At 63.1% G+C, this 26,478-nt stretch carries 33 protein-coding genes and 1 tRNA gene; 25 read left to right on the top strand and 9 right to left on the bottom strand.

From position 1 onward, the window contains the following. Nucleotides 1-17: 17 nt before the first annotated feature. Genes hisC through hisF form a run of 5 tightly spaced genes read left to right on the top strand, consistent with a single transcriptional unit; the run spans nucleotide 18 to nucleotide 3,935 of the window. Nucleotides 18-1,085: a histidinol-phosphate transaminase gene (hisC, locus tag ACTIF6_RS03275; protein ID WP_439586922.1), complete on the top strand. Its 1,068-nt coding sequence runs from the start codon at nucleotides 18-20 to the stop codon at nucleotides 1,083-1,085. Next, complete coding sequence (hisB, locus tag ACTIF6_RS03280; protein WP_439586584.1) at nucleotides 1,082-1,702, top strand: imidazoleglycerol-phosphate dehydratase HisB; 621 nt, start codon at nucleotides 1,082-1,084, stop codon at nucleotides 1,700-1,702. The genes hisC and hisB overlap by 4 nt, the downstream gene beginning before the upstream one ends. 13 nt (nucleotides 1,703-1,715) lie before the next feature. Further along, complete coding sequence (gene hisH / locus ACTIF6_RS03285; protein WP_439586585.1) at nucleotides 1,716-2,375, top strand: imidazole glycerol phosphate synthase subunit HisH; 660 nt, start codon at nucleotides 1,716-1,718, stop codon at nucleotides 2,373-2,375. A gap of 31 nt (nucleotides 2,376-2,406) precedes the next feature. After that, nucleotides 2,407-3,147 (top strand): 1-(5-phosphoribosyl)-5-[(5-phosphoribosylamino)methylideneamino]imidazole-4-carboxamide isomerase, encoded by a 741-nt coding sequence (hisA, locus tag ACTIF6_RS03290; protein ID WP_439586586.1) that lies wholly within the window; start codon nucleotides 2,407-2,409, stop codon nucleotides 3,145-3,147. A gap of 8 nt (nucleotides 3,148-3,155) precedes the next feature. Beyond that, nucleotides 3,156-3,935 (top strand): imidazole glycerol phosphate synthase subunit HisF, encoded by a 780-nt coding sequence (gene hisF, locus ACTIF6_RS03295; protein WP_439586587.1) that lies wholly within the window; start codon nucleotides 3,156-3,158, stop codon nucleotides 3,933-3,935. A gap of 10 nt (nucleotides 3,936-3,945) precedes the next feature. Here hisF and ACTIF6_RS03300 read toward each other — a convergent pair whose 3' ends face one another. After that, entirely contained in the window at nucleotides 3,946-4,440 is a 495-nt protein-coding gene (locus ACTIF6_RS03300; RefSeq protein ID WP_439586588.1) for a LapA family protein, read from the bottom strand. Between the two features lie 91 nt (nucleotides 4,441-4,531). On the opposite strand from ACTIF6_RS03300, the gene hisI reads away from it, so the two are divergent. The 7 genes from hisI to tatC all read left to right on the top strand — a co-directional run bounded on the left by hisI (nucleotide 4,532) and on the right by tatC (nucleotide 7,798). Continuing rightward, on the top strand, nucleotides 4,532-4,930 hold the full coding sequence (gene hisI / locus ACTIF6_RS03305; protein WP_439586923.1) for a phosphoribosyl-AMP cyclohydrolase: 399 nt from the start codon (nucleotides 4,532-4,534) through the stop codon (nucleotides 4,928-4,930). Nucleotides 4,931-4,937: 7 nt separating this feature from the next. After that, nucleotides 4,938-5,318 carry a phosphoribosyl-ATP diphosphatase gene (locus ACTIF6_RS03310; RefSeq protein ID WP_439586589.1) on the top strand — a complete coding sequence of 127 codons (381 nt, stop codon included), beginning with the start codon at nucleotides 4,938-4,940 and terminating at the stop codon, nucleotides 5,316-5,318. A 13-nt stretch (nucleotides 5,319-5,331) separates the two neighbouring features. Next, a complete protein-coding gene (locus ACTIF6_RS03315) occupies nucleotides 5,332-5,721 on the top strand; it encodes a DUF4870 family protein (protein ID WP_439586590.1) in 390 nt (129 codons plus the stop codon). 3 nt (nucleotides 5,722-5,724) lie between these two features. Continuing rightward, the gene (locus tag ACTIF6_RS03320; protein WP_439586591.1) at nucleotides 5,725-6,087 is read left to right on the top strand and encodes a histidine triad nucleotide-binding protein; all 363 of its coding nucleotides are present in this window, start codon (nucleotides 5,725-5,727) and stop codon (nucleotides 6,085-6,087) included. Between the two features lie 115 nt (nucleotides 6,088-6,202). Further along, nucleotides 6,203-6,445: a Sec-independent protein translocase subunit TatA gene (tatA, locus tag ACTIF6_RS03325; RefSeq protein WP_439586592.1), complete on the top strand. Its 243-nt coding sequence runs from the start codon at nucleotides 6,203-6,205 to the stop codon at nucleotides 6,443-6,445. Between the two features lie 61 nt (nucleotides 6,446-6,506). Further along, nucleotides 6,507-7,004: a Sec-independent protein translocase protein TatB gene (gene tatB, locus ACTIF6_RS03330; RefSeq protein ID WP_439586593.1), complete on the top strand. Its 498-nt coding sequence runs from the start codon at nucleotides 6,507-6,509 to the stop codon at nucleotides 7,002-7,004. Then, nucleotides 7,004-7,798 (top strand): twin-arginine translocase subunit TatC, encoded by a 795-nt coding sequence (gene tatC, locus ACTIF6_RS03335; protein ID WP_439586594.1) that lies wholly within the window; start codon nucleotides 7,004-7,006, stop codon nucleotides 7,796-7,798. The genes tatB and tatC overlap by 1 nt, the downstream gene beginning before the upstream one ends. A 9-nt stretch (nucleotides 7,799-7,807) precedes the next feature. On the opposite strand, the gene ACTIF6_RS03340 is transcribed toward tatC, so the two are convergent. Continuing rightward, nucleotides 7,808-8,959, bottom strand: coding sequence for a Do family serine endopeptidase (locus tag ACTIF6_RS03340; RefSeq protein WP_439586595.1), 1,152 nt, complete (start codon nucleotides 8,957-8,959; stop codon nucleotides 7,808-7,810). Nucleotides 8,960-9,146: 187 nt separating this feature from the next. Between ACTIF6_RS03340 and ACTIF6_RS03345 the strand changes: the two genes are divergently transcribed. Next, the gene (locus ACTIF6_RS03345) at nucleotides 9,147-9,911 is read left to right on the top strand and encodes a Nif3-like dinuclear metal center hexameric protein (protein WP_439586924.1); all 765 of its coding nucleotides are present in this window, start codon (nucleotides 9,147-9,149) and stop codon (nucleotides 9,909-9,911) included. A gap of 8 nt (nucleotides 9,912-9,919) precedes the next feature. Next, a complete protein-coding gene (pdxA, locus tag ACTIF6_RS03350) occupies nucleotides 9,920-10,963 on the top strand; it encodes a 4-hydroxythreonine-4-phosphate dehydrogenase PdxA (protein ID WP_439586596.1) in 1,044 nt (347 codons plus the stop codon). Here the strand turns inward: pdxA and mscL are convergent. Next, nucleotides 10,953-11,381, bottom strand: coding sequence for a large conductance mechanosensitive channel protein MscL (gene mscL / locus ACTIF6_RS03355; RefSeq protein WP_439586597.1), 429 nt, complete (start codon nucleotides 11,379-11,381; stop codon nucleotides 10,953-10,955). The two genes, pdxA and mscL, sit on opposite strands and share 11 nt — an antisense overlap. Nucleotides 11,382-11,589: 208 nt before the next feature. Here mscL and petA point away from each other — a divergent pair, with 208 nt between their 5' ends. From petA to ACTIF6_RS03385, 6 genes are all read left to right on the top strand, one after another. After that, nucleotides 11,590-12,198, top strand: coding sequence for a ubiquinol-cytochrome c reductase iron-sulfur subunit (gene petA / locus ACTIF6_RS03360; protein WP_439586598.1), 609 nt, complete (start codon nucleotides 11,590-11,592; stop codon nucleotides 12,196-12,198). Nucleotides 12,199-12,239: 41 nt separating this feature from the next. After that, nucleotides 12,240-13,640: a cytochrome b gene (locus ACTIF6_RS03365; RefSeq protein ID WP_439586599.1), complete on the top strand. Its 1,401-nt coding sequence runs from the start codon at nucleotides 12,240-12,242 to the stop codon at nucleotides 13,638-13,640. Between the two features lie 32 nt (nucleotides 13,641-13,672). Beyond that, nucleotides 13,673-14,428, top strand: a complete 756-nt coding sequence (locus tag ACTIF6_RS03370; RefSeq protein ID WP_439586600.1) for a cytochrome c1 — start codon at nucleotides 13,673-13,675, stop codon at nucleotides 14,426-14,428. A 113-nt stretch (nucleotides 14,429-14,541) separates the two neighbouring features. Then, on the top strand, nucleotides 14,542-15,153 hold the full coding sequence (locus ACTIF6_RS03375; protein ID WP_086122704.1) for a glutathione S-transferase N-terminal domain-containing protein: 612 nt from the start codon (nucleotides 14,542-14,544) through the stop codon (nucleotides 15,151-15,153). A gap of 23 nt (nucleotides 15,154-15,176) precedes the next feature. Then, a complete protein-coding gene (locus tag ACTIF6_RS03380; RefSeq protein ID WP_439586601.1) occupies nucleotides 15,177-15,722 on the top strand; it encodes a ClpXP protease specificity-enhancing factor in 546 nt (181 codons plus the stop codon). Nucleotides 15,723-15,737: 15 nt separating this feature from the next. Beyond that, nucleotides 15,738-15,813 (top strand) — tRNA-Thr (locus ACTIF6_RS03385). Nucleotides 15,814-15,853: 40 nt separating this feature from the next. Here the strand turns inward: ACTIF6_RS03385 and ACTIF6_RS03390 are convergent. After that, nucleotides 15,854-16,171: a hypothetical protein gene (locus ACTIF6_RS03390; RefSeq protein ID WP_439586602.1), complete on the bottom strand. Its 318-nt coding sequence runs from the start codon at nucleotides 16,169-16,171 to the stop codon at nucleotides 15,854-15,856. A 47-nt stretch (nucleotides 16,172-16,218) separates the two neighbouring features. Here ACTIF6_RS03390 and ACTIF6_RS03395 point away from each other — a divergent pair, with 47 nt between their 5' ends. The 5 genes from ACTIF6_RS03395 (at nucleotide 16,219) to ACTIF6_RS03415 (ending at nucleotide 22,759) form a co-directional block, all read left to right on the top strand. After that, nucleotides 16,219-17,169 (top strand): M23 family metallopeptidase, encoded by a 951-nt coding sequence (locus tag ACTIF6_RS03395; RefSeq protein ID WP_439586603.1) that lies wholly within the window; start codon nucleotides 16,219-16,221, stop codon nucleotides 17,167-17,169. Between the two features lie 173 nt (nucleotides 17,170-17,342). Continuing rightward, nucleotides 17,343-20,099 (top strand): preprotein translocase subunit SecA, encoded by a 2,757-nt coding sequence (secA, locus tag ACTIF6_RS03400; protein WP_439586604.1) that lies wholly within the window; start codon nucleotides 17,343-17,345, stop codon nucleotides 20,097-20,099. Between the two features lie 74 nt (nucleotides 20,100-20,173). Further along, a complete protein-coding gene (gene argJ / locus ACTIF6_RS03405) occupies nucleotides 20,174-21,421 on the top strand; it encodes a bifunctional glutamate N-acetyltransferase/amino-acid acetyltransferase ArgJ (protein WP_439586605.1) in 1,248 nt (415 codons plus the stop codon). Between the two features lie 10 nt (nucleotides 21,422-21,431). Continuing rightward, nucleotides 21,432-22,310 (top strand): ATP-binding protein, encoded by an 879-nt coding sequence (locus tag ACTIF6_RS03410; RefSeq protein WP_439586606.1) that lies wholly within the window; start codon nucleotides 21,432-21,434, stop codon nucleotides 22,308-22,310. Continuing rightward, nucleotides 22,307-22,759 carry an NUDIX domain-containing protein gene (locus tag ACTIF6_RS03415; RefSeq protein WP_439586607.1) on the top strand — a complete coding sequence of 151 codons (453 nt, stop codon included), beginning with the start codon at nucleotides 22,307-22,309 and terminating at the stop codon, nucleotides 22,757-22,759. Before ACTIF6_RS03410 ends, ACTIF6_RS03415 begins: the two co-directional genes overlap by 4 nt. 9 nt (nucleotides 22,760-22,768) lie before the next feature. On the opposite strand, the gene ACTIF6_RS03420 is transcribed toward ACTIF6_RS03415, so the two are convergent. From ACTIF6_RS03420 to ACTIF6_RS03440, 5 genes are read right to left on the bottom strand one after another with little or no spacing between them, the layout of a single operon-like run. After that, complete coding sequence (locus ACTIF6_RS03420) at nucleotides 22,769-22,972, bottom strand: DNA gyrase inhibitor YacG (protein ID WP_439586608.1); 204 nt, start codon at nucleotides 22,970-22,972, stop codon at nucleotides 22,769-22,771. A gap of 9 nt (nucleotides 22,973-22,981) precedes the next feature. Next, a complete protein-coding gene (gene zapD, locus ACTIF6_RS03425) occupies nucleotides 22,982-23,737 on the bottom strand; it encodes a cell division protein ZapD (RefSeq protein ID WP_439586609.1) in 756 nt (251 codons plus the stop codon). Nucleotides 23,738-23,779: 42 nt separating this feature from the next. After that, complete coding sequence (coaE, locus tag ACTIF6_RS03430; RefSeq protein WP_439586610.1) at nucleotides 23,780-24,385, bottom strand: dephospho-CoA kinase; 606 nt, start codon at nucleotides 24,383-24,385, stop codon at nucleotides 23,780-23,782. An 8-nt stretch (nucleotides 24,386-24,393) separates the two neighbouring features. Beyond that, nucleotides 24,394-25,254 (bottom strand): prepilin peptidase, encoded by an 861-nt coding sequence (locus ACTIF6_RS03435; RefSeq protein ID WP_439586611.1) that lies wholly within the window; start codon nucleotides 25,252-25,254, stop codon nucleotides 24,394-24,396. Further along, nucleotides 25,254-26,471: a type II secretion system F family protein gene (locus tag ACTIF6_RS03440; protein WP_439517738.1), complete on the bottom strand. Its 1,218-nt coding sequence runs from the start codon at nucleotides 26,469-26,471 to the stop codon at nucleotides 25,254-25,256. The genes ACTIF6_RS03435 and ACTIF6_RS03440 overlap by 1 nt, the downstream gene beginning before the upstream one ends. Between the last annotated feature and the right edge of the window lie 7 nt (nucleotides 26,472-26,478).

Below are 26,478 nucleotides of genomic sequence, written 5' to 3' on the forward strand. Positions count from 1 at the left end.
GCCGTTCCCCACTGGAAATGATCCGCCAGGACGTGCAGTCCATGCACGCCTACGCCATCCAGGACTCGGCCGGCATGGTCAAGCTCGATGCGATGGAGAACCCGTACGCCTTGCCAGCGGACCTGCAGGCCGAACTGGGTGCGCGGCTGGGTGCCGTGGCCATCCACCGTTACCCGGGCGCGCGCATCGAAGACCTGAAGCAGGCGCTGGCCCGCTACGTGGACCTGCCGGCGGGGCAGGCGCTCATGCTGGGCAACGGTTCGGACGAACTGATTTCCCTGCTGGCCATGGGCTGCGACCTGCCGGGCGCCACCATTCTCGCCCCGCTGCCTGGCTTCGTGATGTATGCCATGAGCGCGCAACTGCAGGGCCTGAAGTTCGTCGGTGTGCCGCTCACGCCCGATTTCGAGCTCGATGAGTCCGCCATGCTGGCGGCGATGCGCGAGCACAAGCCCGCCATCACCTACATGGCCTATCCCAACAACCCCACGGCCAACCTCTGGAGCGCAGACACCATCCGGCGCCTGATCGCCGAGACGGCTGGCTTCGGTGGTCTGGTGGTGATGGACGAGGCCTATCAGCCCTTTTCCAGCCGGAGCTGGCTGGACGAGATTCGCGCGAACCCGGCCGCCAACGCGAACGTGCTGCTCATGCGCACGCTCTCCAAATTCGGCCTGGCGGGCGCGCGCATCGGCTACATGCTGGGCCCGCAAGCGCTGCTGCATGAGGTCGACAAGCTGCGTCCGCCCTACAACGTGAGCGTGCTCAACGCCGAATGCGCGCTGTTCGCGCTGGACCATGCCGAGGTGTTCTCGCGCCAGGCGGCCGACATCCGGGAACAGCGCCATTTGCTCATGGACGCGCTGGCCGGTATGCCGGGCGTGACGCCCTTTCCGAGCGAGGCCAACATGGTGCTGGTGCGTGTGCCCGATGCGCAACGCTGCTTCGAGGGTCTCAAGGCCCAGGGCATTCTGGTGAAGAATGTTTCTAGAATGCACCCACTGCTGGCCGAATGCCTGCGCCTGACGGTGGGCACGCCGTCGGAAAATGACCAGTTGATCCGCGCCCTCCAGACCACCCTATGACCCAGACGCCTTCCGCCTCCACCGTGTCCGACCGCATTGGCCACGTGCAGCGCAACACTTCGGAAACGCAGATCGGCGTGCGCGTCAACCTCGACGGCACGGGCCAGGCCAGCCTGTCCACCGGCATCGGCTTCTTCGACCACATGCTCGACCAGATCGCCCGCCATGGGCTGATCGACCTGGACATCCAGGCCAAGGGTGATCTGCACATCGATGGCCATCACACCGTGGAAGACGTGGGCATCACGCTCGGCCAGGCCTTTGCGCAAGCCGTGGGCGACAAGAAGGGCATTCGCCGGTACGGCCACGCCTATGTGCCGCTGGATGAAGCCCTGTCGCGCGTGGTGATCGATTTCTCTGGCCGCCCGGGCCTGCACATGCGCGTGCCGTTCAAGAGCGGCATGGTGGGTGGTTTTGACACCCAGCTCGCCTTCGAATTCTTCCAGGGCTTCGTCAACCACGCTGGCGTGACCCTGCACATCGACAACCTGCACGGCGAGAACGCCCACCACCAGGCCGAAACGGTTTTCAAGGCTTTCGCCCGCGCGCTGCGCATGGCCCTGGAGCGCGACCCGCGCATGGGCGACGTGATCCCCTCGACCAAAGGCTCGCTGTAACCCCTTCCCGGCCATGAAACGCAAGACAGTCGCCGTGGTGGACTACGGCAGCGGGAACCTGCGCTCGGTGTCGCAGGCGGTGCAGCACGTGGCACGTGTGGAAGATGTGGACGTGCGCGTCACCTCAAACGCGCAAGAGGTGCTCGACGCCGATCGTGTGGTGCTGCCCGGTCAGGGCCATATGGGCGATTGCATGCGGGAACTTGCCGCATCCGGCTTGCTGGCTTCCGTGCTGCACGCCGCCGCGAACAAGCCGCTTTTCGGCGTCTGCGTGGGCATGCAGATGCTGCTTGATCGCAGCGAAGAAGGGCCCACCGACGGCCTGGGCCTGATTCCGGGCGAGGTCGCCCGCTTCCGCCTGGAAGGGCGCCTGCAGGCCGACGGCAGCCGCTTCAAGGTACCGCAGATGGGCTGGAACCCGGTGTTCCACGAACTCGACCGGCCGGCGCACGCCCTCTGGGCCGGTATTGGGGAAGGCGCCTATTTTTATTTTGTGCACAGCTTCTATGCTCGGCCGGTCGATCCTGTGCACACCGTGGGCGAAGCCGACTACGGTGGCCGCTTTGCAGCAGCCGTTGCGCGCGATAACATTTTTGCCACCCAGTTTCACCCCGAGAAGAGCGCCGACCAGGGCCTGGCGCTCTACCGCAACTTCCTGTCCTGGAATCCCTGAGTCCTTCTGCCTTCACTGACATCACATCATCATGCTGCTGATTCCTGCCATTGATCTGAAAGACGGCCAGTGCGTTCGCCTCAAACAGGGCGACATGGACCAATCCACGGTGTTCGGAGAAGACCCGGCGGCCATGGCCCGCAACTGGGTCAACAAAGGCGCACGCCGGGTGCACCTGGTGGACCTCAATGGCGCCTTCGCCGGCAAGCCGAAGAACGAACAGGCGATTCGCGCCATCCTGAAAGAAGTGGGCGCCGAGGTCGACGTACAGCTCGGCGGTGGCATCCGCGACCTCGACACCATCGAGCGATACCTTGATGCCGGCCTGCGCTACGTGATCATCGGCACCGCAGCGGTGAAGAACCCGGGCTTCCTGCAGGACGCCTGCACCGCGTTTGGTGGCCACATCATCGTGGGCCTGGACGCCAAGGACGGCAAGGTCGCCACCGACGGCTGGAGCAAGCTCACAGGCCATGAGGTCGTCGACCTGGGCAAGAAGTTCGAGGACTACGGCGTCGAAGGCATCATCTACACCGACATCGGCCGTGACGGCATGCTCTCGGGTATCAACATCGACGCCACCGTCAAGCTGGCGCAGGCGCTGTCCATCCCGGTGATCGCATCGGGGGGGCTGTCCAACCTCGAGGACATCCGTGCGCTGTGTGCCGTCGAGGACGAGGGCGTCGAGGGTGTGATCTGTGGCCGGTCCATCTACAGCGGCGACCTTGATTTCGAAGCCGCTCAGCAGCTCGCCGACGATCTGAACGGATAAGCCGACTCATGCTCGCCAAGCGCATCATTCCCTGTCTGGACGTCACGGGCGGGCGCGTCGTCAAGGGCGTGAACTTCGTCGAACTGCGCGACGCTGGCGACCCGGTGGAAATCGCGGCGCGCTACAACGAACAGGGTGCCGACGAACTGACCTTCCTGGACATCACCGCCACCTCCGACGGCCGAGACCTGATCCTGCACATCATCGAGGCTGTGGCTTCACAGGTCTTCATTCCCCTCACGGTGGGCGGTGGCGTGCGCACCGTGGAAGACGTGCGCCGACTGCTCAATGCCGGAGCCGACAAGACCAGCTTCAACTCCGCCGCCATCGCCAACCCCGAGGTGATCCGGGACGCTTCCGCGAAGTACGGTGCGCAATGCATCGTGGTGGCCATCGATGCCAAACGCCGTCAGGGCGACGATCTGGCTCAACGGGGTGAGGGTTGGGATGTGTATAGCCATGGCGGGCGCAAGAACACCGGGATGGACGCGGTGGTGTGGGCTTCCCGGATGGCCGAACACGGTGCTGGCGAAATCCTGCTGACCAGCATGGACCGCGACGGAACCAAGTCCGGTTTTGATCTCGCCTTGACGCGTGCCGTGGCCGACGCAGTGGACGTGCCGGTCATCGCCTCCGGGGGTGTGGGCAACCTCGACCATCTCGCGGACGGTGTGCAACAGGGGGGTGCCGATGCGGTGCTGGCCGCCAGCATCTTCCACTACGGTGAGTTCACCGTGGCACAGGCCAAGGCCCGCATGGCCGAGCGCGGCATTCCTGTGCGGCTCTGACCTGCCCGGTTCAGAGCGGCGCGCTGCGTGGCAGGCTCTGGCGTTCGAGCCGGTCTTCCAGTTCACCGATGCTGGCGCTCAGGCCATTGCCGTTCTGCTCGATCACTTGTGTCAGCGCGGCCTGCACCTGATCCATCTTCAGGTTCGTTTTGTCGGCAAGCTCCCGTTCGCGTGCTGCCGTGGCCTGCAGTTCCGTTTGCAGGTACTGCCGCAGTTCGGTGAAGCGGGAGGCTTCAGCCTTGTCGGCCAGGGTGCGCTGGTCGGCGGCGTCGCGCGTGATGCGCCGCACCTCCATCATGTGCAGGGTCTGGGAGTAGACCAGCGCAGCCAGAAAAACCACCAGCACCAGCGCCAGCATGCCCAGCAACACGAGTCCCAGTGGCGCCTGCACCTGCGTGACGCCGAAGTTGAGGGGGGTTGGCAGCAGAATTTGCTCGAAGTTCAGGGCCACGAAGCCCGCAATCAGCAGGATAAAGACGACCAGGAGCAGGGTGCGGAGTTTCATGGGATTCCTTGGGCGGTCTGGGAGAGGGCGGCCGAACTCATCCTAACGGCATTCCCCTCGGCATGTGTGTCCAGACGCAAGCACATGGTAGATTCCCCTGATGAACTGGCTGGACGAAGTAAAGTGGGACGCGCAGGGCCTGGTGCCGGTGATCGCTCAGGAAGCCGCCTCGGGCGACGTGCTGATGTTCGCCTGGATGAACCGCGAAGCCTTGCAGAAGACGGCAGAGCTTGGTCGGGCCGTGTACTACAGCCGCTCGCGCGATCGACTCTGGTTCAAGGGCGAAGAATCCGGCCATGTGCAGACTGTTCACGACATCCGCATGGATTGTGACAATGATGTGGTGTTGCTCAAGGTGACGCAACTTGGGCACGAGCCCGGCATTGCCTGCCACACGGGTCGCCACAGCTGCTTCTTCCAGAAGCTTGAAAACCATCGCTGGAGTGCGGTCGAGCCGGTGCTCAAAGACCCCGAATCCATTTACAAGTAGAGCCACCATGTCCACCACTGACGACCTGGCACGACTGGCTGCCGTGATCGAGGGGCGCAAACCCGCCAACGGCGGCGATCCCGAAAAAAGCTACGTGGCGCGCCTGCTGCACAAAGGCCCGGACACGTTCCTGAAAAAGATCGGCGAAGAGGCAACGGAAGCGGTGATGGCTGCCAAGGATCTCGACCATGGAGGTGATCCTCAGAAGCTGGTGAACGAAACCGCCGATCTGTGGTTTCACTGCATGATTGCGCTCGCGCACTACAACCTGGGACCTGCGGACGTCGTGGCTGAGCTGGTACGCCGTGAAGGTCTGAGCGGTCTGGAAGAGAAAGCCATGCGAAAAGTCCTGGAGCGTGAAGCCACTCCAGGACCCGAAGCTCGTTGAAAGGAGTGCCCTTGTGAGCGACATCATCGACATCGACACTGTAGACAATGAAAAAGCCCAGTCCCTCAAGACAGTGGGCTGGATCAGCTACTTCCTGCACCTGATCGTGGCAGTGGCCGCCGTGCTGCCCGGCGCCCAGGCCAGTGCGGCGGTGCTGATCATCGCCCTGGTCATCGACTTGGTGAAAAAGGGGGATGCCGAAGGCACCTGGCAGGCCAGCCATTTTTCCTGGCGCATCCGCACCGTGATCTGGGCCGGTGTGCTCTATCTCGTCACCGCGCCACTGTGGCTTCTGTTCTTCGTCCCAGGCTGGATCGCCTGGTGTCTCATCTCCATCTGGTTCCTCTACCGCATCGTAAAAGGCATGGTGCGCATGAACGCGAGCCGGGCCATGCCCTCCTGAACCATGAGCGACCACGACCCGAACTGCATCTTCTGCAAAATCGTTGCCGGCCAGATTCCATCCCGCAAGGTCTACGAGGACGAAAAGGTCTTCGTTTTCCATGACATCCATCCCTGGGCCCCGGTTCACTTCCTCATGGTTCCCAGAAAGCACATTGCTTCCATGGCGCAGATCGGCGCGGAGCATGAAGCCCTGATGGGTCGTATCATGGTGCTCGCTCCTCGTCTGGCGCTGCAGGAAGGCTGCAATCCATACCCCGAAGGCGGATTTCGCATGGTGTGCAACACTGGCGTCGAAGGTGGTCAGGAAGTGCATCACCTTCATTGGCATGTGATGGGCGGCCCCCGTCCCTGGCTTCGCGGCTGAATACCCCCCTCATCCATCTGTCGGGGCTCAGGATCACAGGGCCTGAACTCCTGCCCGGGCTTAGAATCCCACCCACAGCGCGTGTCGCTACTTTTATTCAAGTCTGGAGATATCCATGGGTACGTTTTCCATCTGGCACTGGCTGATCGTGCTGCTGATCGTCGTGATGGTGTTCGGCACCAAGAAGCTCAAGAACATCGGGTCCGACCTGGGTGGGGCTGTGAAGGGCTTCAAGGACGGCATCAAGGAGGGTGGACAGAACCCCGCCGACACCACCGCCGCGCCGGCTTCGCAGGTCACTCAGGAATCCCGGGCCGACAAGAACGCCATCGACGTCGAAGCCAAGCAGAAGAGCTGATGCCCTGCATCACGGTGTGGGGGATTCCTTTCGGTGAACCCGCTCGTGAAATGGTGTTCCCATGATTGACCTGGGCATTTCCAAACTCGCGCTGATCGGCGCGGTGGCGCTGGTCGTCATCGGGCCGGAAAAGCTGCCGCGCGTGGCCCGCACGGTCGGGGCCCTGCTTGGCAAGGCGCAGCGCTACGTGTCCGACGTGAAGGCCGAGGTCAGCCGCTCCATGGAGCTGGAAGAGCTCAAGAAGATGAAGGACTCGATGACCGAGGCCGCCCGCGATGTGGAGTCCTCGGTGCAGAGTGGGGCCAGCGACTTCGAGAAATCGTGGTCCGACGCCACGGCCGGACTGGATGGCACGTCGTCCACCTCTTCGTATGACGCCAACGCCCCGCTGGGCTCGCTCGAACACCCCGTCTACAAGCATCCCAAGAAGAACTGGCGCCTCAAACAGGGGGCGATGCCCCAGTGGTACAAAGCCCGTGCGGGCGTGCGCACCCGCACCCAGTCCGGTGCGGCCCGCGTGGCCCGTTTCCGGCCACGCTCCAATTCCGGCTCCCGTTGATGCCCGACACCAAAGATCCCGCCGACGAACTCGCCGGTTCCGAGCAGCCTTTTGTCCAGCACCTCAAGGAGCTGCGCGACCGGCTTCTCTACGGCATCGTGGGGCTGGCCATCTGCATGGCACTGCTGGCCGTGTGGCCTGGCCCGAGTGGTTTGATCGACCTGATCGCCGTGCCCATTCGCGCCCACATGCCACCGGACGCCAAGCTGATCGCCGTGGGGGTCTTCTCGCCATTCTTCGTACCCATCAAGGTCCTGGCCATGGCGGCGCTGCTGCTGTCGCTGCCCTGGTGGATGTACCAGGTGTGGGCGTTTGTCGCGCCGGGTCTCTACAGCCATGAAAAGCGCTTCGCAATTCCGCTGATCGTGCTCGGCAGCCTGCTGGCCTACACGGGCATTGCGTTCGTGCAGTTCTTCGTGCTGGACAAGATGTTCGGTTTCATCCAGAAGTTCACGCCCGCCAGCGTGGCAGCCACGCCCGACATTGCCTCCTATGTCGAAGCGATCCTTTCGCTGTACCTGGCTTTCGGGCTGGCTTTCCAGGTGCCCATCGTGGTGGTGCTGCTGGTCAAGATGAATATGGTGACGGTCCAGAAGCTCAAGGATTTCCGTGGCTATTTCATCGTGGTGGCGTTCATCATCGCGGCGGTGGTCACGCCGCCGGACGTGATCTCACAGCTGGCGTTGGCTGTGCCCATGTGCCTGCTCTACGAGCTGGGCATCTGGGGTGCCCAGTGGTTCGTCAAATCCTCGGCCAAGCCCGAGGAGGATGCCGAAAAAGAAACCGCAGCCTGACGCAGGGGATCAGCGGGCCGCGGCTTGTCTGGGCAGGTTGCGTCGGCCCGGTGTGACCTGTATCTGAGCCTTGCCTTCCTTGCGGACCACTTCCAGCGTGGCGGGTGTCCCGGGCGACAGATTGGCCACGGCCGACAGCAGTTGTGCCACGTTGGTCACGTCGCGCCCGGCCACGGACGTGATCACATCACCCGGCCGGATGCCAGCCTGGGCAGCAGGGCCGTTCTGGAGCACACCGGTAATGATGACACCGGTGCCTGGCTTCATGCCGAAGCTTTCTGCCAGTTCGGGGCCCAGGTCCTGAGGTTCCACCCCGATCCAGCCACGCGTGACCTGACCGTCTTTCACGATGGCCTCCATCACACTGCGTGCGGTCGAAGTGGGAATGGCAAATCCGATGCCCATCGAGCCGCCCGAGCGCGAGTAGATGGCCGTGTTGATGCCCATCAGGTGGCCGTTGACGTCAACGAGTGCACCGCCCGAATTGCCAGGGTTGATGGCGGCATCGGTCTGGATGAAGTTTTCGAACGTGTTGATCCCCAGCTGCGTGCGCCCGAGCGCGCTCACGATGCCACTGGTGACGGTCTGTCCCACGCCGAAGGGATTGCCGATGGCCAGCACCTGGTCGCCAATCTCCAGTGCATCCGAATTGCCGAGGGTGATCACCGGCAGATCGGTCAGGTTGATCTTCAGGATCGCGAGATCGGTCTCGGGGTCGGTGCCGATCACTTGCGCTACCGCCTTGCGCCCATCGTTCAGGATCACCTCGATCTCGTCAGCTTCCTCGATCACATGGTTGTTGGTGAGGACATAGCCTGCCGGACTCACGATCACGCCCGAGCCCAGACCACTTTGCTGCTGAGATGGCGCCTGGTCCCCGAAAAAGAAACGGAACCAGGGATCAGCGCTTTGCGGGTTGTTGACTGGTGCCTTGCTGGTGTTGATGCTCACCACGGCGCCCGAAGCCGACTTGGCGGCGGCGCGAAAACTGCCGGAAGCCGCACCTTCCACGGGCGTCAAGGCCGGAGCCTGCAGCACCGGCACCACCGAGCCCACGCTGGTTGGGCGGCCCAGCCACTGGGGCTGCAGGGTGGCGACGACGAACAGCGCGGCCACGGCCACGGTGACTGTTTGGGCAAAAAGAAGCCAGAGACGTTTCATGTGGAGGCGCGGGCAGGTTGACTGTCGCGAAGCGGTCCGGTTTCAGGCCGGCTTGGAGCCGTTTCGCACAGCGTATTGTCCCGCAAATGGGTCCTCTGACCACCGCCTCAAGACTGCCGGAGCACAAGTTGCGGGTGTCAGAATGGAGGCCACCCCCGTGCCACGCACCTTCCGTTCGCCTTTGCCCATGTCCATCGTCTCCCGCGCCACCCTGACCGCCAGTCTGGATGAACTGCTTCAGCCCGCGTTGTTCAAGGACTATGGCCCGAACGGTCTGCAGGTGGAGGGGTGTGAGACGGTAGGCAAGCTGGTCAGCGGCGTGACGGCCAGCCGGGCATTGATCGACGCAGCGATCGAGCAGGGAGCGGATGCCATCCTGGTGCACCACGGCCTGTTCTGGCGTGGCCAGGATGGCCGCGTGACCGGCTGGATGAAGCAGCGCCTCTCGCGCTTGCTGGCGCACGACATCAACCTGTTTGCCTACCACCTCCCGCTGGATGCGCATCCCCAACTGGGCAACAACGCCCAGCTTGCGCTGCGCCTGGGCGTGGACGTCTATCCCGATGCGCGCGGACGCTTTGGCGAGCAGGCGCTGGGATTCCTGGGTGAGCGGGTGGTTTCTTCAGCCGGACAACTGGCCGATCACGTCTCTAAGCAACTGGGCAGGCCTGTGACGCTGGTGGCCGAGCCGGATCGCACGGTTCGTCGGGTGGCACTATGCACGGGTGGGGCACAGAGTTATTTCGAATCGGCGATTGCCGCCGGTGCCGACGTGTTCATCACGGGCGAAATTTCAGAGCCGCAGGCGCACTATGCGCGCGAGTGTGGCGTGGCGTACATCGCCTGCGGCCACCATGCGTCCGAGCGCTACGGGGCTCCGGCGGTGGGCGCTCACGTGGCCGCCCAGCTCGGACTGGCGCATGTGTTCATCGACATCGACAACCCAGCCTGAGGCGCAGCATGTCCACACCCGCGACCCCGCCCGTGATCTTGAGCATGGGCGATCCGGCAGGCATCGGCCCCGAGATCGTCGTCAAGGCCTTTCGCGAGCGGCCAGACCTGCTTCGCGATGTGGTGGTGGCAGGCGACGTGCCGACGCTGCAACGAGCCTTGCGCATCACCGCCCCGGATACGAATGCTGGTGGCCTCATGCTGGCGCAAATCGAGGCACCCGCCGATCTGACGATGGCGCCGCCGGGCTGCATGGCGGTGGTGCAGGCTTGTGCCTTGGACGAGCCCGTCAGGTGGGGGCACATCGGTGCGCAGGCCGGGCGAGCCGCTGCAGACTGCATCCGGTTTGCCGCGAACGCCGCCTTGCACCATCAGGCCCGCGCTGTGGTGACCGCGCCCATCCACAAGGAATCCCTGGCCGCCGCCGGCGTCCCGCACCCCGGCCACACCGAGATGCTGCAAGCGCTGGCGGCCGGGCATGCTGGCCTGTCGGCCAGCGCCATGCCGGTTCGCATGATGCTGAGCGGCCCCGGGCTGCACACCGTGCTGGTGAGCATCCACATGTCGTTGCGGCAGGCGCTGGACGCGGTGACGACTGCCCAAGTGTTGCAGACCATCGAGATCACCCACGCCCATTTCCAGCGCCAGGGTGTTTCGAGTGCGCGCATCGCGGTGGCCGGCCTCAACCCGCACGCGGGGGAGGGCGGACTTTTCGGACGGGAAGAGATTGAGGTCATCGCGCCCGCCGTGGCGCAGGCACGTGAGGTGGGCATCGACGCCACCGGACCGCACGCACCTGACACGGTGTTCATGCGCGCACGTCGCGGGGATTTCGACGTGGTGGTGGCCATGTACCATGACCAGGGCCTGATTCCGGTGAAGCTGCTGGGGCTGGAGCACGGCGTGAACACGACGCTCGGGCTACCTTTCGTGCGCACCAGCCCCGATCACGGCACCGCGTTCGACCTGGCTGGCACCGGCCGGGCGAGCGCAGCAAGCTTGCTGGCCGCGCTGGACGCAGCGCTGGAGACGACGGGGCGAACTATCTCTTGAGGCTGTCGCGGATCTCGCGCAGCAGCAGCACGTCTTCCGGGGGCGCCACTGGTGCGGGCGGCGCGGCCGGCGTTTCGCGCTTGAGCCGGTTGATCTGTTTCACCATCATGAAGATGATGAAGGCCATGATGGTGAAGTTCAGGGCCACTGTGATGAAGCTGCCATAGGCCAGGGTGGGCACGCCGGCGGCCTTGAGGGCGGCCAGCGTGGGCGCAGTGCCCTCAGGCACCCTGCCCAGTGCGATGTAGAGGTTGGTGAAATCGAGGTTGCCGAAGATCGCACCCACGATGGGCATGATGATGTCTTCCACCATTGAGGTGACGATCTTGCCGAACGCGCCACCGATGATGACGCCAACGGCCAGATCGATGACATTGCCCTTGACGGCAAATTCCTTGAACTCCTGCATCATGCCCATGGTGTCCTCCAGGCTCGGGGTGAAATGAACGAACTGTGGACTGATTCTCACACACCCCGCGTCAGGCGCACAGGGCTGCAGCTCACCGCCGAATGCGCTCCGCAATACTCCAGTCCGCTACCCCGGCAAGCCCTGGATCGCCTCTGGCGCTCCAGTACAATGCCGGGTTGTCCCTAGTGTCCCGACCGTACCTCATTGAAAGATCCCCATGAGTGAAGCAACCGCTGGCGCGACCGTCGATCGCAGCCGCCGTACCTGGCTGATCACCTCCTGCGCCATGGGTGGCGTTGGCGCAGCCGCCGTCGCCGTGCCCTTCGTGAGCACATTCCAGCCTTCCGAGCGTGCCAGGGCTGCCGGTGCCGCCGTCGAGGTGGACATCTCCGGCATTGCACCGGGCGAGAAGATCGTCGTCGAATGGCGTGGCAAGCCGGTCTGGATCCTGCGCCGCACGCCCGAGCAACTCGCCGCCCTCGAAACCATTGAGGGCGAACTGGCAGATCCGAATTCCGATCGCACGGCCTATCCCACGCCGGCGTACGCCAAGAACCGCCACCGCTCGATCAAGCCCGAGTACCTCGTGACCGTGGGCATCTGCACCCACCTGGGTTGCTCCCCTGGCGACAAGCTAACTCCCGGTCCCCAGCCCTCGCTGCCCAACGATTGGAAGGGCGGTTTTCTGTGCGCCTGCCACGGCTCCACCTTCGATGTGGCGGGCCGCGTGTTCAAGAACAAGCCCGCTCCTGACAACCTGGAAGTGCCGCCGCACTACTACCTGTCCGACACCACCTTGCTGGTGGGCGAAGAGAAGCAGGCCTGAGCCCCGCGGCGCTCACAGACAACGGACCAAGAAGGCATCCCATGGCTGAATTCAAAGAAATCTCCCCCGACGCACCGATCGGTCAGAAAGCCCTGAACTGGATCGACAACCGGTTTCCGCTCTCCAAGCTCTACAACGAGCATCTGGCCGAGTACTACGCACCCAAGAACTTCAACTTCTGGTACTTCTTCGGCTCGCTGGCCCTTCTGGTGCTGGTGATCCAGATCGTCACCGGCATCTTCCTGGTGATGCATTACAAACCGGACGCGGCGCTGGCCTTCGCTTCGGTCGAGTACATCATGCGGGACGTGCCCTGGGGTTGGTTGATCCGCTACATGCATTCCACGGGAGCCTCCGCCTTCTTCGTCGTGGTCTATCTGCACATGTTCCGTGGCCTCATCTACGGCAGCTACCGCAAGCCACGCGAGCTGGTCTGGGTGTTCGGGTGCGCGATCTTCCTTTGCCTGATGGCCGAGGCCTTCATGGGCTACCTGCTGCCCTGGGGCCAGATGTCTTACTGGGGCGCGCAGGTGATCGTGAACCTGTTTGCCGCGATTCCCTTCATCGGCCCCGACCTCGCCCTGCTGATCCGTGGCGACTACGTGGTGGGCGATGCCACGCTCAACCGCTTCTTCAGCTTCCACGTGATCGCGGTGCCGCTGGTGCTGCTGGGCCTGGTGGTGGCGCACATCATCGCGCTGCACGAAGTGGGTTCCAACAACCCCGATGGGGTGGAGATCAAGGCCAAGAAGGACGCTGCCGGCAAACCCTTGGACGGCATCCCCTTCCACCCCTATTACACCGTGCACGACCTGCTGGGCGTCACCGTGTTCCTGATGGCCTTCTCCGCGATCATCTTCTTCGCGCCGGAGTTTGGCGGCTACTTCCTCGAGTACAACAACTTCATCCCGGCCGATCCGCTGGTCACGCCGCTGCACATTGCACCGGTCTGGTACTTCACGCCGTTCTATTCGATGCTTCGGGCCATCACCACCGAGATGATGTACGCCCTGGTGGCGATCGTCGTCGTCGCGGCGGTGCTGGGTGCCATCAAGGCCAAGGTTTCCGGCGCGCTCAAGGTCGGCATTGTGATCGCCGCGCTGGTGCTGGTGGCACTGATGCTGTCCATCGACGCCAAGTTCTGGGGCGTGGTGGCCATGGGCGGCGCCGTCATCATCCTGTTCTTCCTCCCCTGGCTCGACCACAGCCCTGTGAAGTCGATCCGTTACCGCCCTAGCTGGAACATCTGGCTGTACACGGTGTTCGTGATCAACTTCCTGATCCTGGGTTACCTTGGGGTGCTGCCGCCCTCGCCGGTGGGCGAGCGCGTATCGCAAGTGGGCACGCTGTTCTACTTCGGCTTCTTTCTCCTGATGCCGTGGTGGAGCCGCATCGGCGAGTTCAAGCCCGTGCCTGACCGCGTCACCTTCCAGCCCCACTGAACCCCACAGAGCCAATCCGGAGAGTCAAGCAAATGAAAAAAATCATCTTGGGCTTCATGCTGGCCCTGGGCCTGTCGGGTGCAGCACTAGCCGCCGGCGGTGGCATTCCGCTGGACAAGGCGCCGCAGCGCACCAACGACATGGCTGCGCTGCAGAACGGCGCCAAGCTGTTTGTCAACTACTGCCTGAGCTGCCATTCGGCCGCATTCATGCGCTACAACCGCCTGCGCGACATCGGTTTGAACGAGAAGCAGATCGGCGATAACCTCGTTTTTGCCACAGACAAGATCGGCGACACCATGAAGGCGTCCATCGATCCGAAGCAGGCCAAACAGTTCTTCGGCGTGAACCCGCCCGACCTCACCCTTATCGCGCGCTCACGCTCCAGTGGTGCCGGCACCGGTGCGGACTACGTCTACACCCTGCTTCGCACCTACTATCGCGACGACACCAAGCCCACAGGCTGGAACAACCTGGTCTTCCCCAACATCGGCATGCCGCATCCTCTGTGGGAATTGCAAGGTGAACGCCGCCCAGTGCACGAGAAGGTGATGAGCCATGGCCACGAGGTCGACAAGGTCAAAGGCTGGGATGTGGTCAAGCCCGGCACGATGAGCCAGGCAGCGTACGACAACAACGTAGGGGACCTTGTGGCCTACCTGCAGTGGATGGCCGAGCCGAACCAGAACACCCGTGTTCGCATCGGTGTCTGGGTGCTGCTGTTCCTGGCCGTCTTCACCGTTGTGGCCTGGCGCCTGAACGCATCGTTCTGGAAAGACGTCAAGTAAGTTGTTGATCTGGCTGGTTCGGTCTCAGGGTCGAACCGCCCGCCCCACAGTGGTTTGCAGTGCCCTCAGGGCATGGAAGCAAGCCACTGTTTTTTGCTTTAAGGAGACTCCCCATGATGGTCTTGTATTCGGGTACCACCTGCCCCTATTCCCACCGCTGCCGCTTCGTGCTGTTCGAAAAAGGCATGGATTTCGAGATTCGGGATGTGGACCTCTACAACAAGCCCGAGGACATCAGCGTGATGAACCCGTATGGCCAGGTGCCCATTCTGGTCGAGCGTGATCTGATCCTCTATGAGTCGAACATCATCAACGAGTACATCGACGAGCGTTTCCCTCACCCCCAGCTCATGCCGGGTGACCCGGTGGACCGCGCGCGCGTGCGCCTGTTCCTGCTGAACTTCGAGAAGGAGCTGTTCACGCATGTCTCCATGCTGGAGTCGCGCAGCAGCAAGGGCAATGAAAAGGCACTCGAAAAGGCCCGCTCGCACATCCGGGACCGCCTCACCCAGCTCGCGCCAGTGTTTCTGAAGAACAAGTTCATGCTGGGTGACAACTTCTCCATGCTCGACGTGGCGATTGCTCCTTTGCTGTGGCGTCTGGACTTCTACGGTATCGAGCTCAGCAAGAACGCAGCGCCCCTGCTCAAGTACGCTGAGCGCATCTTCTCGCGCCCGGCCTACATCGAAGCGCTCACCCCGTCCGAGAAGGTGATGCGCAAGTAAGCGGTTGCGGCCTGCGCCTTTCCATGAACGCCTTCGAACCTGAAGTCCCGTCCACCAGGCCGTACCTGATTCGTGCCTTGCACGAATGGTGTGCCGACAATGGGTTCTCACCCTACATCGCGGTGCAGGTCGATGCTTCCGTGCAGGTGCCGATGGAGTTCGTCAAGAACGGTGAAATCGTGCTCAACGTCAGCATGGATGCGACCAGTGCGCTCAAGCTGGGCAATGAGTTCATTGAGTTCAAGGCCCGCTTCGGAGGCGTGGCGCGCGAGATCATCGTTCCGGTCAGCCATGTGATTGCGATCTACGCGCGTGAAAACGGGCAAGGCATGGCGTTCCCAGCCCCCGCGGCGTCCCCGCAAGTTGTCACTTCGCCAGGCCAGCCCGCGCGCGCTGTCGAACCTGCTTCCGACAAGTCGCAGGACACGATCGCCGATGCGTCACGGGGTATTCCGTTGAGATCCGTCCCCAGCGAATCCTCTCCGTCCGGTGAGGGAGAGCCGCCGCCCCAGCCCCCGAAGGGGCCGGACAGACCGGGCGGCAGGCCCCAACTCAAGCGGGTCAAGTAAAATTTCCGACCTTGCGCCGCTTTAGCTCAGTTGGTAGAGCAATCGCCTTGTAAGCGATAGGTCGTCTGTTCGAGTCAGACAAGCGGCACCATGGCCTACCTCTGCGCCGCTCGGGCTCCCTGGTGAAGCGCTCATCGCCCAGGTGTTTGGACTTTGATGCGGATTGCGTTAACCTGCGCACCCCTTTGGGTCAAAGTCAGTTGCAACGCTGGCAGCAATTGCCTCAGTTTGGTGGAAGCGGAGGCACTGGCCACCAGCAGACACCACTCCTGATCCTGCAACGGCCCAGGCAATACATGGGGACGTAGGTTCGAGGGGATCAGGTGTTGCACCTGGTCCAGGCACCATCGGGATTCGCGGATGCGCTCCCGCAGTGCGGAAAGCGTGGGTGCCGCGCCCACGGCCTGCTCAAGGCTGAGCATGGTGGAGCTTCGTTGGGCGGTGGACATGTGGTGGCGGATGCCCGGCTGGGTCGGGTTCCAGGAAGGGTGAAGACTTGCACATCATTATTACGGATGCCTGGCTGGCCAAGAGCCGAGCGCTTCACCTGAGTGGCCTCAAACTCGTCGGCGCCGGCGTGGTCGCCTCGGCGTTGCTGATGTTGAGCGCCATTGCCACCTACCACTGGGTGTTTCTCGAAGGTGTTCGCCAGGGCTGGCCGGGTTTTGCCCCGGTGGCCCGGCTCGTCCATCAGGATCAGTTCAATTCCCAGGATGCCTACATGCGCGCCAATCTGGATGCCATGGCGCGCAAGCTGGGTGAGATGCAGGCCCGAATGGTGCAGATCGACTCCCTGGGGGAGCGCGTGGCAGGCTTGGCGGGTCTGAGCCCCAGCGAGCTCAAGCCCAGGCCGGGTGCCGGCGGTGCGCTGGTGGGCAGCCGGGAACTGAGCATGGATGAGCTGATGGGTGCGCTGGACCGCATCGACCAGACCAGCGGCTCGCGGGTGGATTGGCTCACGGTGGTGGAGTCCCGCCTTTTCGACCAGAAGATCCAACGCACGATGGTGCCCACCGAGCAACCGGTGACCGGCGTATCGGTGGGTTCGCGTTTCGGCTTCCGCATCGACCCGATTACCGGGCGCTCCGCCCTGCACACCGGCCTGGATTTCCCGGCTGACCCTGGCACCCCCATTCTGGCTGCTGCTGGTGGCGTGGTTGTGGTGCAGGAATACCACCTGGCCTACGGAAACATGGTGGAGGTCGATCATGGCAACGACCTGATCACCCGATACGCGCATGCTTCCAAAGTGTTCGTGAAGAAGGGCGACATCGTCAAAAGAGGACAGAAGATCGCCGAAATCGGTTCCACGGGCCGCTCGACCGGTCCTCACCTGCACTTCGAAGTCTGGGTGGCCGGGGTGCCCCAGGATCCCCAACGGTTCCTGGAGGCCGGAGAAAACATGGCGGCTGCGCAGTTGCCCGGCCCCGGGCCACGCAAGCCCTGAAGCGGCTTGGGTGCGCCGGGTAAAATGCGAGCTTTGCTCTTGATAGTGCCGCGTTCGACGGCATATCACGGGTAGTTTCTCCGTCTTTCAGGTTCCCTCGGGCTCGCAAGAGCCCTCCTCAATTCATCTGTCTGCCCGGAATCCGCGAGGGTATCCGGCGCAGGCCCGCACGTATGGCCACAACCTTTCTCACCAAGATCTTCGGTAGCCGCAATGACCGCCTGCTCAAGACCTACCGCAAGACGGTCGAACGCATCAACGGGCTGGAGCCGAAATTCGAGAAGCTGAGCGACGACGAGCTGAGTGCTCAGACCGATGTTTTCAAGCAGCGCGTGAGCCAGGGCGAAGCGCTCGAGGCCATCCTGCCCGAAGCCTTTGCGGTCGTGCGCGAGGCGAGCAAGCGGGTCATGAAGATGCGTCATTTCGATGTGCAGCTCGTGGGTGGCCTGGCTTTGCATCATGGCAAGGTGGCCGAAATGCGCACTGGCGAAGGCAAGACGCTGACCGCCACATTGCCGGTGTACCTGAATGCGCTGACGGGCAAGGGTGTTCACGTGGTCACGGTGAACGACTACCTGGCCAGCCGAGACGCGCAATGGATGGGGCGCCTCTACAGTTTCCTTGGCCTGACCGTGGGCATCAACCTGCCCCAGGCACCCCGGGAGGAAAAGCAGGCGGCCTACCGTGCCGACATCACCTACGGCACCAACAACGAGTACGGGTTCGATTACCTGCGAGACAACATGGTTTACGAGTCGGCAGACCGCGTGCAGCGCGGGCTGAACTACGCCATCGTCGACGAGGTGGACTCGATCCTGATCGACGAAGCGCGTACCCCGCTGATCATCAGCGGTCAGGCCGAAGACCAGACGCAGGTTTATCTCGCGATCAAGCAACTGGTGCCCCACCTGGTGCGCCAGGAAGGCGAGGCCGACCCGCGCACGGGTGAGGGCGTCATCAAGGCAGGCGATTTCACGGTGGATGAGAAGGCGCATTCCATCCACATGACCGAGCAGGGGCACGAGAATGCCGAACGCCTGCTCAGCCAGGCCGGGCTGTTGCCCGAAGGCGCGTCGCTCTACGACCCCGCCAACATTGCCCTGCTGCACCATCTGGTGACCTCGCTCAAGGCGCATCACCTCTACCACCGCGACCAGCACTATGTGAACCAGGGTGGCGAGATCGTGATCGTGGACGAGTTCACCGGTCGCCTCATGTCGGGTCGCCGCTGGAGCGATGGTCTTCACCAGGCCGTGGAAGCCAAGGAAGGCGTGGCGATCCAGCCCGAGAACCAGACGCTGGCATCCATTACCTTCCAGAACTACTTCCGCCTCTACGGCAAGCTCGCGGGCATGACCGGCACCGCCGACACCGAGGCCTACGAATTCCAGGAAATTTATGGCCTGGAGACGGTGGTGATTCCACCGAACCGCCCGAGCAAGCGGACCGACCAGCTCGATCGCGTCTACAAGACGACGAAGGAGAAGTACGTCGCTGCCATCGAGGACATCCGCGAATGCCACGAACGGGGCCAGCCGGTGCTGGTGGGCACGTCTTCGATCGAGAACTCCGAGATCATCGCCAACCTGCTGCAGGCCGAGAAACTCCCGCATGAAGTGCTCAACGCCAAGCAGCACGCGCGCGAGGCGGACATCATCATCCAGGCCGGTCGGCCCGGCGCCATCACCATTGCGACCAACATGGCCGGTCGCGGTACCGACATCGTGCTCGGCGGCAATCTGGAGAAGATGGTAGATGCCGTTCAGAACGACCCTCCGCTCGACGACTCGACCAAGGCGAGTCGCATCGAGGTCTTGCGCCAGCAATGGCAACAGGATCATGAAAAGGTGAAGGCGCTGGGCGGTCTGCGCATCATTGCCACCGAACGCCATGAGTCACGCCGCATCGACAACCAGTTGCGCGGCCGTTCGGGCCGTCAGGGCGACCCGGGGTCCTCGCGCTTCTACCTGAGCCTGGACGATTCGCTGATGCGCATCTTCGCGGGCGACCGCGTGCGCGCCATCATGGACCGTTTGAAGATGCCCGAGGGCGAAGCCATCGAGGCGGGCATCGTGACCCGAAGCATCGAAAGCGCCCAGCGCAAGGTGGAGGCGCGCAACTTCGACATCCGCAAGCAATTGCTGGAATACGACGACGTTTCCAACGACCAGCGCAAGGTGATCTATCAGCAGCGCAACGACATTCTGGATGCTGGTTCGCTGCGCGCGCAGATCGACTCGCTGCGCGATGGCTGCTTCACTGATCTGGTGCACCATCACGTGCCCGAAGGCAGCGTGGAAGAACAGTGGGACCTGCCGGCGCTGGAGCGTGCGCTGAAAGAGGAATGGGCGGTGGATGCGCCTGTGACCTCCTGGGTCTCCGACGCCGAAGCGATCGACGCAGAAGAGATCGTCGAGCGAGTGCTGGCTGCTGCCAAGACGGCATTCGATGCCAAGGTGCAGATGGTGGGTGAAGAGAATTTCACCCAGTTCGAGCGCGTGGTGCTGCTGCAGAACATCGACAGCCAGTGGCGCGAACACCTTGCGGCGCTGGACTATCTGCGTCAGGGCATCCACCTGCGGGGTTACGCGCAGAAGCAGCCCAAGCAGGAGTACAAGCGGGAGGCTTTCGTGTTGTTCGGCCAGTTGCTTGACAGCGTGAAGAACGACGTGACGCGCATCCTCATGAACGTGCGCGTTCAGTCACCCGAGCAGATGGCCGAGGCGGCTGAGAAGCTCGAGGAACGCGCAGAACAGATCGGCAACGTGACCTACACTGCGCCCACCGAAACAGGTGAGGTGGAAAGCATTCCGCAGGCGCCGCCGTCCGCCGCGCGCGCGCAGGGTGCGATGCCCCGAGTCGGGCGCAACGATCCTTGTCCCTGCGGCAGTGGGAAAAAATTCAAGCAGTGCCACGGCAAGTTGGACTGACGCGAGTTTCGGCAGCGTTCGTGCCGGGGGCGCTCGGCTGAGCGCGAGTCCCCAGTTTCATTGACGGAGTTTTCATGCCGGTTCTTCTCGAAACGCCCCAGGCTTCCGACCTGCTTCCGATCGCAGGTGTTCGCATCGGTGTCACCCAGGCGGGCATCCGCAAGGCAGACCGCAAGGATCTCACGGTGTTTCTTCTTGAAGAGGGTTGTGCCGTCGGTGCGGTGTTCACTCGAAACCGATATGCCGCTGCGCCAGTACAGGTTTGCCAGGACCACCTTGCCTCGGGGCATGCCATCCGCGCGATGGTGATCAACACCGGCAATGCCAACGCCGGCACCGGTGAACCAGGTCTTGCCGCCGCGCGCCAGACCTGCACGGCGCTGGCCCGCTCCCTGGGTTTGCACCACGAGCAGGTGTTGCCTTTTTCGACCGGCGTGATCATGGAGCCCTTGCCGCTGGACCGCCTGCTCGCGGGCCTGCCACAGGCCCTGGCCGATGCCGCCTTGCCGCAGAACGAGACGGGTGAGCACTGGCTCTCTGCAGCGCAGGGCATCATGACCACCGATACCCTGCCCAAGGCTTTCAGCCAACGCTTCGAGGTGGATGGCCATGCGGTCAGTGCCACGGGCATTGCCAAGGGTGCCGGCATGATCCGGCCCAATATGGCGACCATGCTGGGCTTTCTGGCCACGGACGCGAGTGTGTCACCGGCCTTGATGGACAACCTGGCGCGGCGCCTGGCCGATGCGTCGTTCAACCGTGTCACGGTGGACGGGGATACCAGCACCAATGACTCTTTCGTGGTGGTGGCCTCCGGGCGTGCCGGGCACCCACCCATCACCGATCTCGACAGTCCCTCTGGGCACGCGCTACTGACAGCGCTCACCAAGGTGGCGCGCCACCTGGCGCACGCCATCGTGCGTGACGGCGAGGGAGCCACCAAGTTCATCACCATTCGCGTCGAAGGTGGGCGCGATTCGACCGAATGCCTCAAGGCCGCTTATGCGGTGGCGCACTCACCGCTGGTGAAGACCGCCTTCTTCGCCAGCGACCCCAACCTCGGACGCATCCTGGCGGCCGTGGGCTACGCCGGCATCGACGACCTGGAGGTCGACACCATCGATCTGCACCTGGGCGACGTGCATGTGGTCAGCGCGGGCGGACGCCATCCCGAGTACCGCGAAGAGGATGGCCAGCGCGTCATGAAGCAGGCCGAGATCTTGGTGCGCATCGGCCTGGGCAGAGGAAAGTCCACCGAGACTGTTTGGACTTGCGATTTCAGCCACGACTACGTCACCATCAACGCCGACTACCGTTCCTGACCATCCCACCATGAACGAGCATTTCGAGCACCTGCTGCAACGCGCCGAGCAACTCATTTCCCGGATCGAGTCGGTGTTGCCGCAACCCCTGTCTGCACCCGACTGGTCGCAGGCGGTGGCCTGGCGATACCGCAAGCGCAGCAGTGGACATGGCGTTCTCGAGCCGGTGCGCCACGTGGGCGCCATGGCGCTTGCCGATCTGAAAGAGGTGGATGGCCAGAAGGAAAAGATCCGGCGCAACACCGAGCAGTTCGTGCAGCAATTGCCGGCCAACAATGTGCTGCTGACTGGTGCGCGCGGAACAGGAAAGTCCTCGCTGGTACGCGCCTGCCTCAACGAGTACGCGCCTCAAGGGTTGCGCCTGATCGAGGTCGACAAATCCGATCTGGTGGATCTTCCGGATATCGTGGACGTGGTGGCGGAAAGGCCGGAGCGCTTCATTGTCTTCTGTGACGACCTGAGCTTCGAGGACGGCGAGCCAGGCTATAAAGCATTGAAATCCATCCTCGATGGCTCAGTCTCAGCCGCCAGCCCCAATGTGCTGATCTACGCCACCAGCAACCGCCGCCACCTGCTGCCCGAGTACATGAAGGAAAACCTCACGTACACCCACACGCCTGAAGGTGAGGTGCACCCGGGTGAAGTGGTGGAAGAGAAGATATCCCTGTCTGAGCGCTTCGGCTTGTGGGTCAGCTTCTACCCCTTCACCCAGGACGAGTACCTCACCATTGTCGCGCAGTGGCTCTCGTCGCTGGGCGTTGGGGCCGCAGACGTCGAAGCGGCGCGCCCGCTTGCGCTGGTGTGGGCGCTGGAGCGCGGTTCGCGCAGTGGCCGGGTGGCCTACCAGTTCGCGCGCGATTACGCAGGCACACACCGTCAGGGCGCATGAGCACCTCAACGCTGGTGGTCGATGCCGACCACGATCAGCCGCGGTCGGCCGATCGCAAGGTGGTCGATGTGGCCGTTGGGGTTCTCATCGATCGCATGGGTGCCTATCTGCTTACCAGTCGCCCTCCGGGCAAGGTGTACGCCGGCTACTGGGAGTTTCCAGGCGGCAAACTGGAGGACGGCGAAACCGTTGAGCTGGCGCTGCGTCGGGAACTGCAGGAAGAGATCGGTGTGACGATCGGGGCTGTACAACTCTGGAGGCAGTCGCTGGTGGATTATCCGCATGCGCTCGTGCGCCTGCATTTCTGCAAGGTGCGCGAATGGACAGGGGAACTGCAGATGCGCGAAGGTCAGCAATTCGTCTGGGAGCGCCTGCCCGTGCGCTGCGCACCCGTTCTGGCGGGCACCGTGCCGGTGCTGGAATGGCTGGCCGCCGAACAGGACGCGTGATGCCGGGTGTCAGCTCTGCTCGAATCGAGGATCGCTCTGCCCTTCCTTCTCGGGCAGTTTGAAGCTTTCGCTGGCCCAGGCACCCAGATCCATCTGCTTGCAGCGCTCGCTGCAGAATGGTCGATAGGGATTTTGAGGTGCGTACACGCTGGGGCCGCCGCAGCCGGGGCAGCGCACGGTCTTCACTGGTGTGCCCGAAGAATTCGAGTCCATCGCCAGGCCTCAGGCGCAGAGAGTCAGCTCGAATGCGGCGTCTTCCTGCGCCGGATGAAGTCGGTCGTCTTCGCCATGGCGCATCAGGCGCACCGAGAGCATGAGCCGGTTGCCACTGATTTCCGGAATCATGCCCAGCGCTGGATCGATGCGCAGTCGCAGCAACTGGAAAGTACGGCCCTGGGGCAGGGTCAACTGAAACAGGCCGCCAGGTGCCATCACCTTCTGCGCCGAACCCGAGTCGCGCAGCATCTTGAGCAGCAACACGATTGCCTCAGCCAGTGGGGAAAGCGGCACGGTCCAGCGGTGCAGGTCCGCCTGACGAGCCTCGACGCTCTGGTGCTGCCAGTGGTAGTAGGCCGGCAGGTCGAATTCGCAAGTGCCGCCCGGGATGCCGATCCGGCTGCGAATGCTCATCAACCAATCGTTCTCGGTGAGCGATTGACCGGTTTTCCCGGCGAGCTGGCTGAGCTGGGTGAAGCAGTCGTCCAGTTGCTGGATCACGCCATCGAGCACCTCCTCGGCGATCATCGGGTTGCCTCGGTAACCCGCGAGTTGCTGCTTGTGTCGGTCAATGTCCTTGAGCACGTCCGACTTCATGTCGGCACGAGCAGCCACATCCATGATTTCGAAGATGGTCTGCAGCGCGTAGTGGTGGTCCAGCGGGTGGGTGCGAGGCACCAGCTCCACCAGTCGCCTGAACAGCTGCTCAAGCCGCAGATACGTGCGGATGCGTTCGTTGAAGGGGTAGTCGTACAGGATCACAGCGGCGAATGTGCGCGGGGTGGAGCGGCGGGCGAAGCTTCATCATAGCCCGAACCGCTGGGCGAGCGCCTTTGCTGAGGCTTGCAGGGGCGCCATGTCGTCTGCGTCGTTGTGCACCACTGCGTCGGCAGCCTTCAACCTCTGCAGTCTGGGGCTCTGGGTTCGCATCACAGCCTCGATGGTCTCCACAGGCCAGCCACTGCGCTGTTGCACCCGCCGAATCTGGGTGGCGGGCGAGCAGTCCACCACCAGCACGCGGTCCAGTTGGGAACGCCAATGCGGCGATTCCACCAGCAGCGGCACATCGAACACGATGCAGGGTGACGAGCATGCTGCCGCCTGGCGCTGGATTTCGGCGCTCACCAGTGGGTGAACAATACGTTCGAGTGCCTCGCGCGCTTCTGGATGTGCGAACACGTGTTCACGCATCCGCTGACGGTCCAGGGCGCCATCGCGGGTGATGAAGTCGGGACCGAACGCCTGCGTGATCGCGGCGATGGCTGATCCTGCAGCGGCGGTGCTGGCGCGCGAGATCGCGTCGGCATCGATCAGGTCGGCACCGTGCGATTGCAGCAGCTTGGCCAGGGTGCTCTTGCCGCTACCGATGCCACCGGTGAGGCCCAGTCGCCAGGCGGGGCGGGCGGGCACCACCGGATTCACAGGCCAATGGCGGCCAGCATGGCCGGTGGTCCGAACCCCATGGCCGTGAGGCCAGCCAGCGCGAGGAATGGACCGAAAGGAACGTATCCGCCTTCGCGCAGACGACCCAGGAACTTGATCGCAATGCCGACCACCGCGCCCAGTACCGAGGCCATCAGAATGACCGGGATCAGAGCCTGCCAACCAAACCAGGCACCGAAGGCAGCGAAGAGCTTGAAGTCGCCGTAGCCCATGCCTTCCTTGCCCGTCGCCAGCCTGAAAGCCCAGTACACCAGCCACAGCGAAAGGTAGCCTGCCACCGCTCCCCAGACGGCGTCCACGAGTCGCGTGTCGATCAAGCCCAGGGCGGCGGCACACAGGCCGGCCCAGAGCAAGGGCAGGGTGATGTCGTCGGGCAGCAGCGTGGTGTCCCAGTCGATGAAGGCCAGTGCCAGCACCGCCGCGGAAAAGCCGCACCAGGCCAGTGCAGTCCAGCTCGCTCCCCATTGCCAGCCGCACCAGGCAAACAACGCTGCGCTGACCAGTTCGATGGCGGGATAGCGAAAACTGATGAAGGTCTTGCACTGGCTGCATCGGGCTCCCAGGGCAAGGTAGCTGAGCACCGGAATGTTCTCGAACCAGCGGATGTGGTGGCCGCAATGCGGGCAGCGCGAACGCGGCACCATGAGGTTGTAGGGCTCGCTTGGCGTTGCAGGCGCCAGCGCAGGTTCCTTGGCCGGATCCAGTTCAGCGCAGTCGGCTGTCCAGCGTGCTTCCATCATCCGGGGCAGCCGATGAATCACCACATTGAGAAAACTGCCCACCAGCAATCCCAGCAGCCCCAGCAGCGCCGCTGCCGGCGCGCTTCCCACGAGCATCAAACCACCTGACCCAGCTTGAAGATGGGAAGGTACATCGAGACAACGATGCCACCGATGATGGTACCCAGCACGACGATGATGATGGGCTCCATCAGGCTGGAGATGCCGGCGACCATGTCGTCCACCTCGGCTTCGTAGAAATCGGCCGCCTTGCCCAGCATGTGGTCGATCGAACCTGACTCTTCGCCAATGGCGCACATCTGCAGCACCATGGACGGAAAGATGTTGGCGTTGGTCATCGCGTTGGTCAGACTCGTGCCCGTGGAGACTTCCTGCTGGATCTTTTCGGTGGCAATGGCATACAGCGAATTGCCGGAAGCACCGCCCACGGAGTCGAGCGCCTCCACCAAGGGCACACCCGCAGCGAACATCGTCGACAGCGTGCGCGTCCAGCGCGCAACCACCGACTTCTCGATCAACGGCCCGAAGATCGGCAGCTTGAGCAACACACGGTCCATGAAACGTTGCACTTTCTCGTTCCGCTTCCAGGCCTGCATGAAAAAGTAGCCGCCACCGCCCAGCCCGCCGAAGATCAGCCACCAGTACTCGGTGAAGAACTCGCTCATGGCAATCACGAACAAGGTCGGACCCGGAAGGTCGGCGCCGAAAGAGGTGAACACTTCCTTGAACGAAGGGATCACGAAGATCATGATCACGGCGACCACCACGAAAGCCACGATGATCACGGCGATCGGGTACATCAGGGCGGACTTGATCTTGGATTTGAGCGCCTCGGTCTTCTCCATGTAGGTTGCCAGGCGGTCCAGCAACTCTTCCAGGATACCGGCCGCCTCACCAGCCTCGACCAGGTTGCAATAGAGGCTGTCGAAGTAAAGCGGGTTCTTGCGGAACGCTGCGCTCAGCGAGGTGCCCGTTTCGACGTCGGAACGGATGTCGTTGAGCAGCTTGGTCACGCTGGGGTTGGGATTGCCCCGGCCAACAATGTCGAAGGCCTGCAGCAGCGGCACGCCGGCCTTCATCATCGTGGCGAGTTGGCGCGTGAAGATCGCAATGTCCTTGGGCTTGATGCGCTTGCCCGAGCTCGTGCGCCGCTTCTTGACCTTGCCCGGCACGATGCCCTGGCGCCGCAACGCTGCAAGCACCTGATTCTCGCCGGCGGCGCGGGTCTCTCCGCGAACCGTCTTGCCATTGCGGTCTTTGCCTTCCCACTCGAAGACAACGTCCTTGATGCTTTTGGATACTGCGGTTGCCATGGGATCC

Source organism: Hydrogenophaga sp., from assembly GCF_051860785.1.
GTDB lineage: Bacteria > Pseudomonadota > Gammaproteobacteria > Burkholderiales > Burkholderiaceae_C > Hydrogenophaga.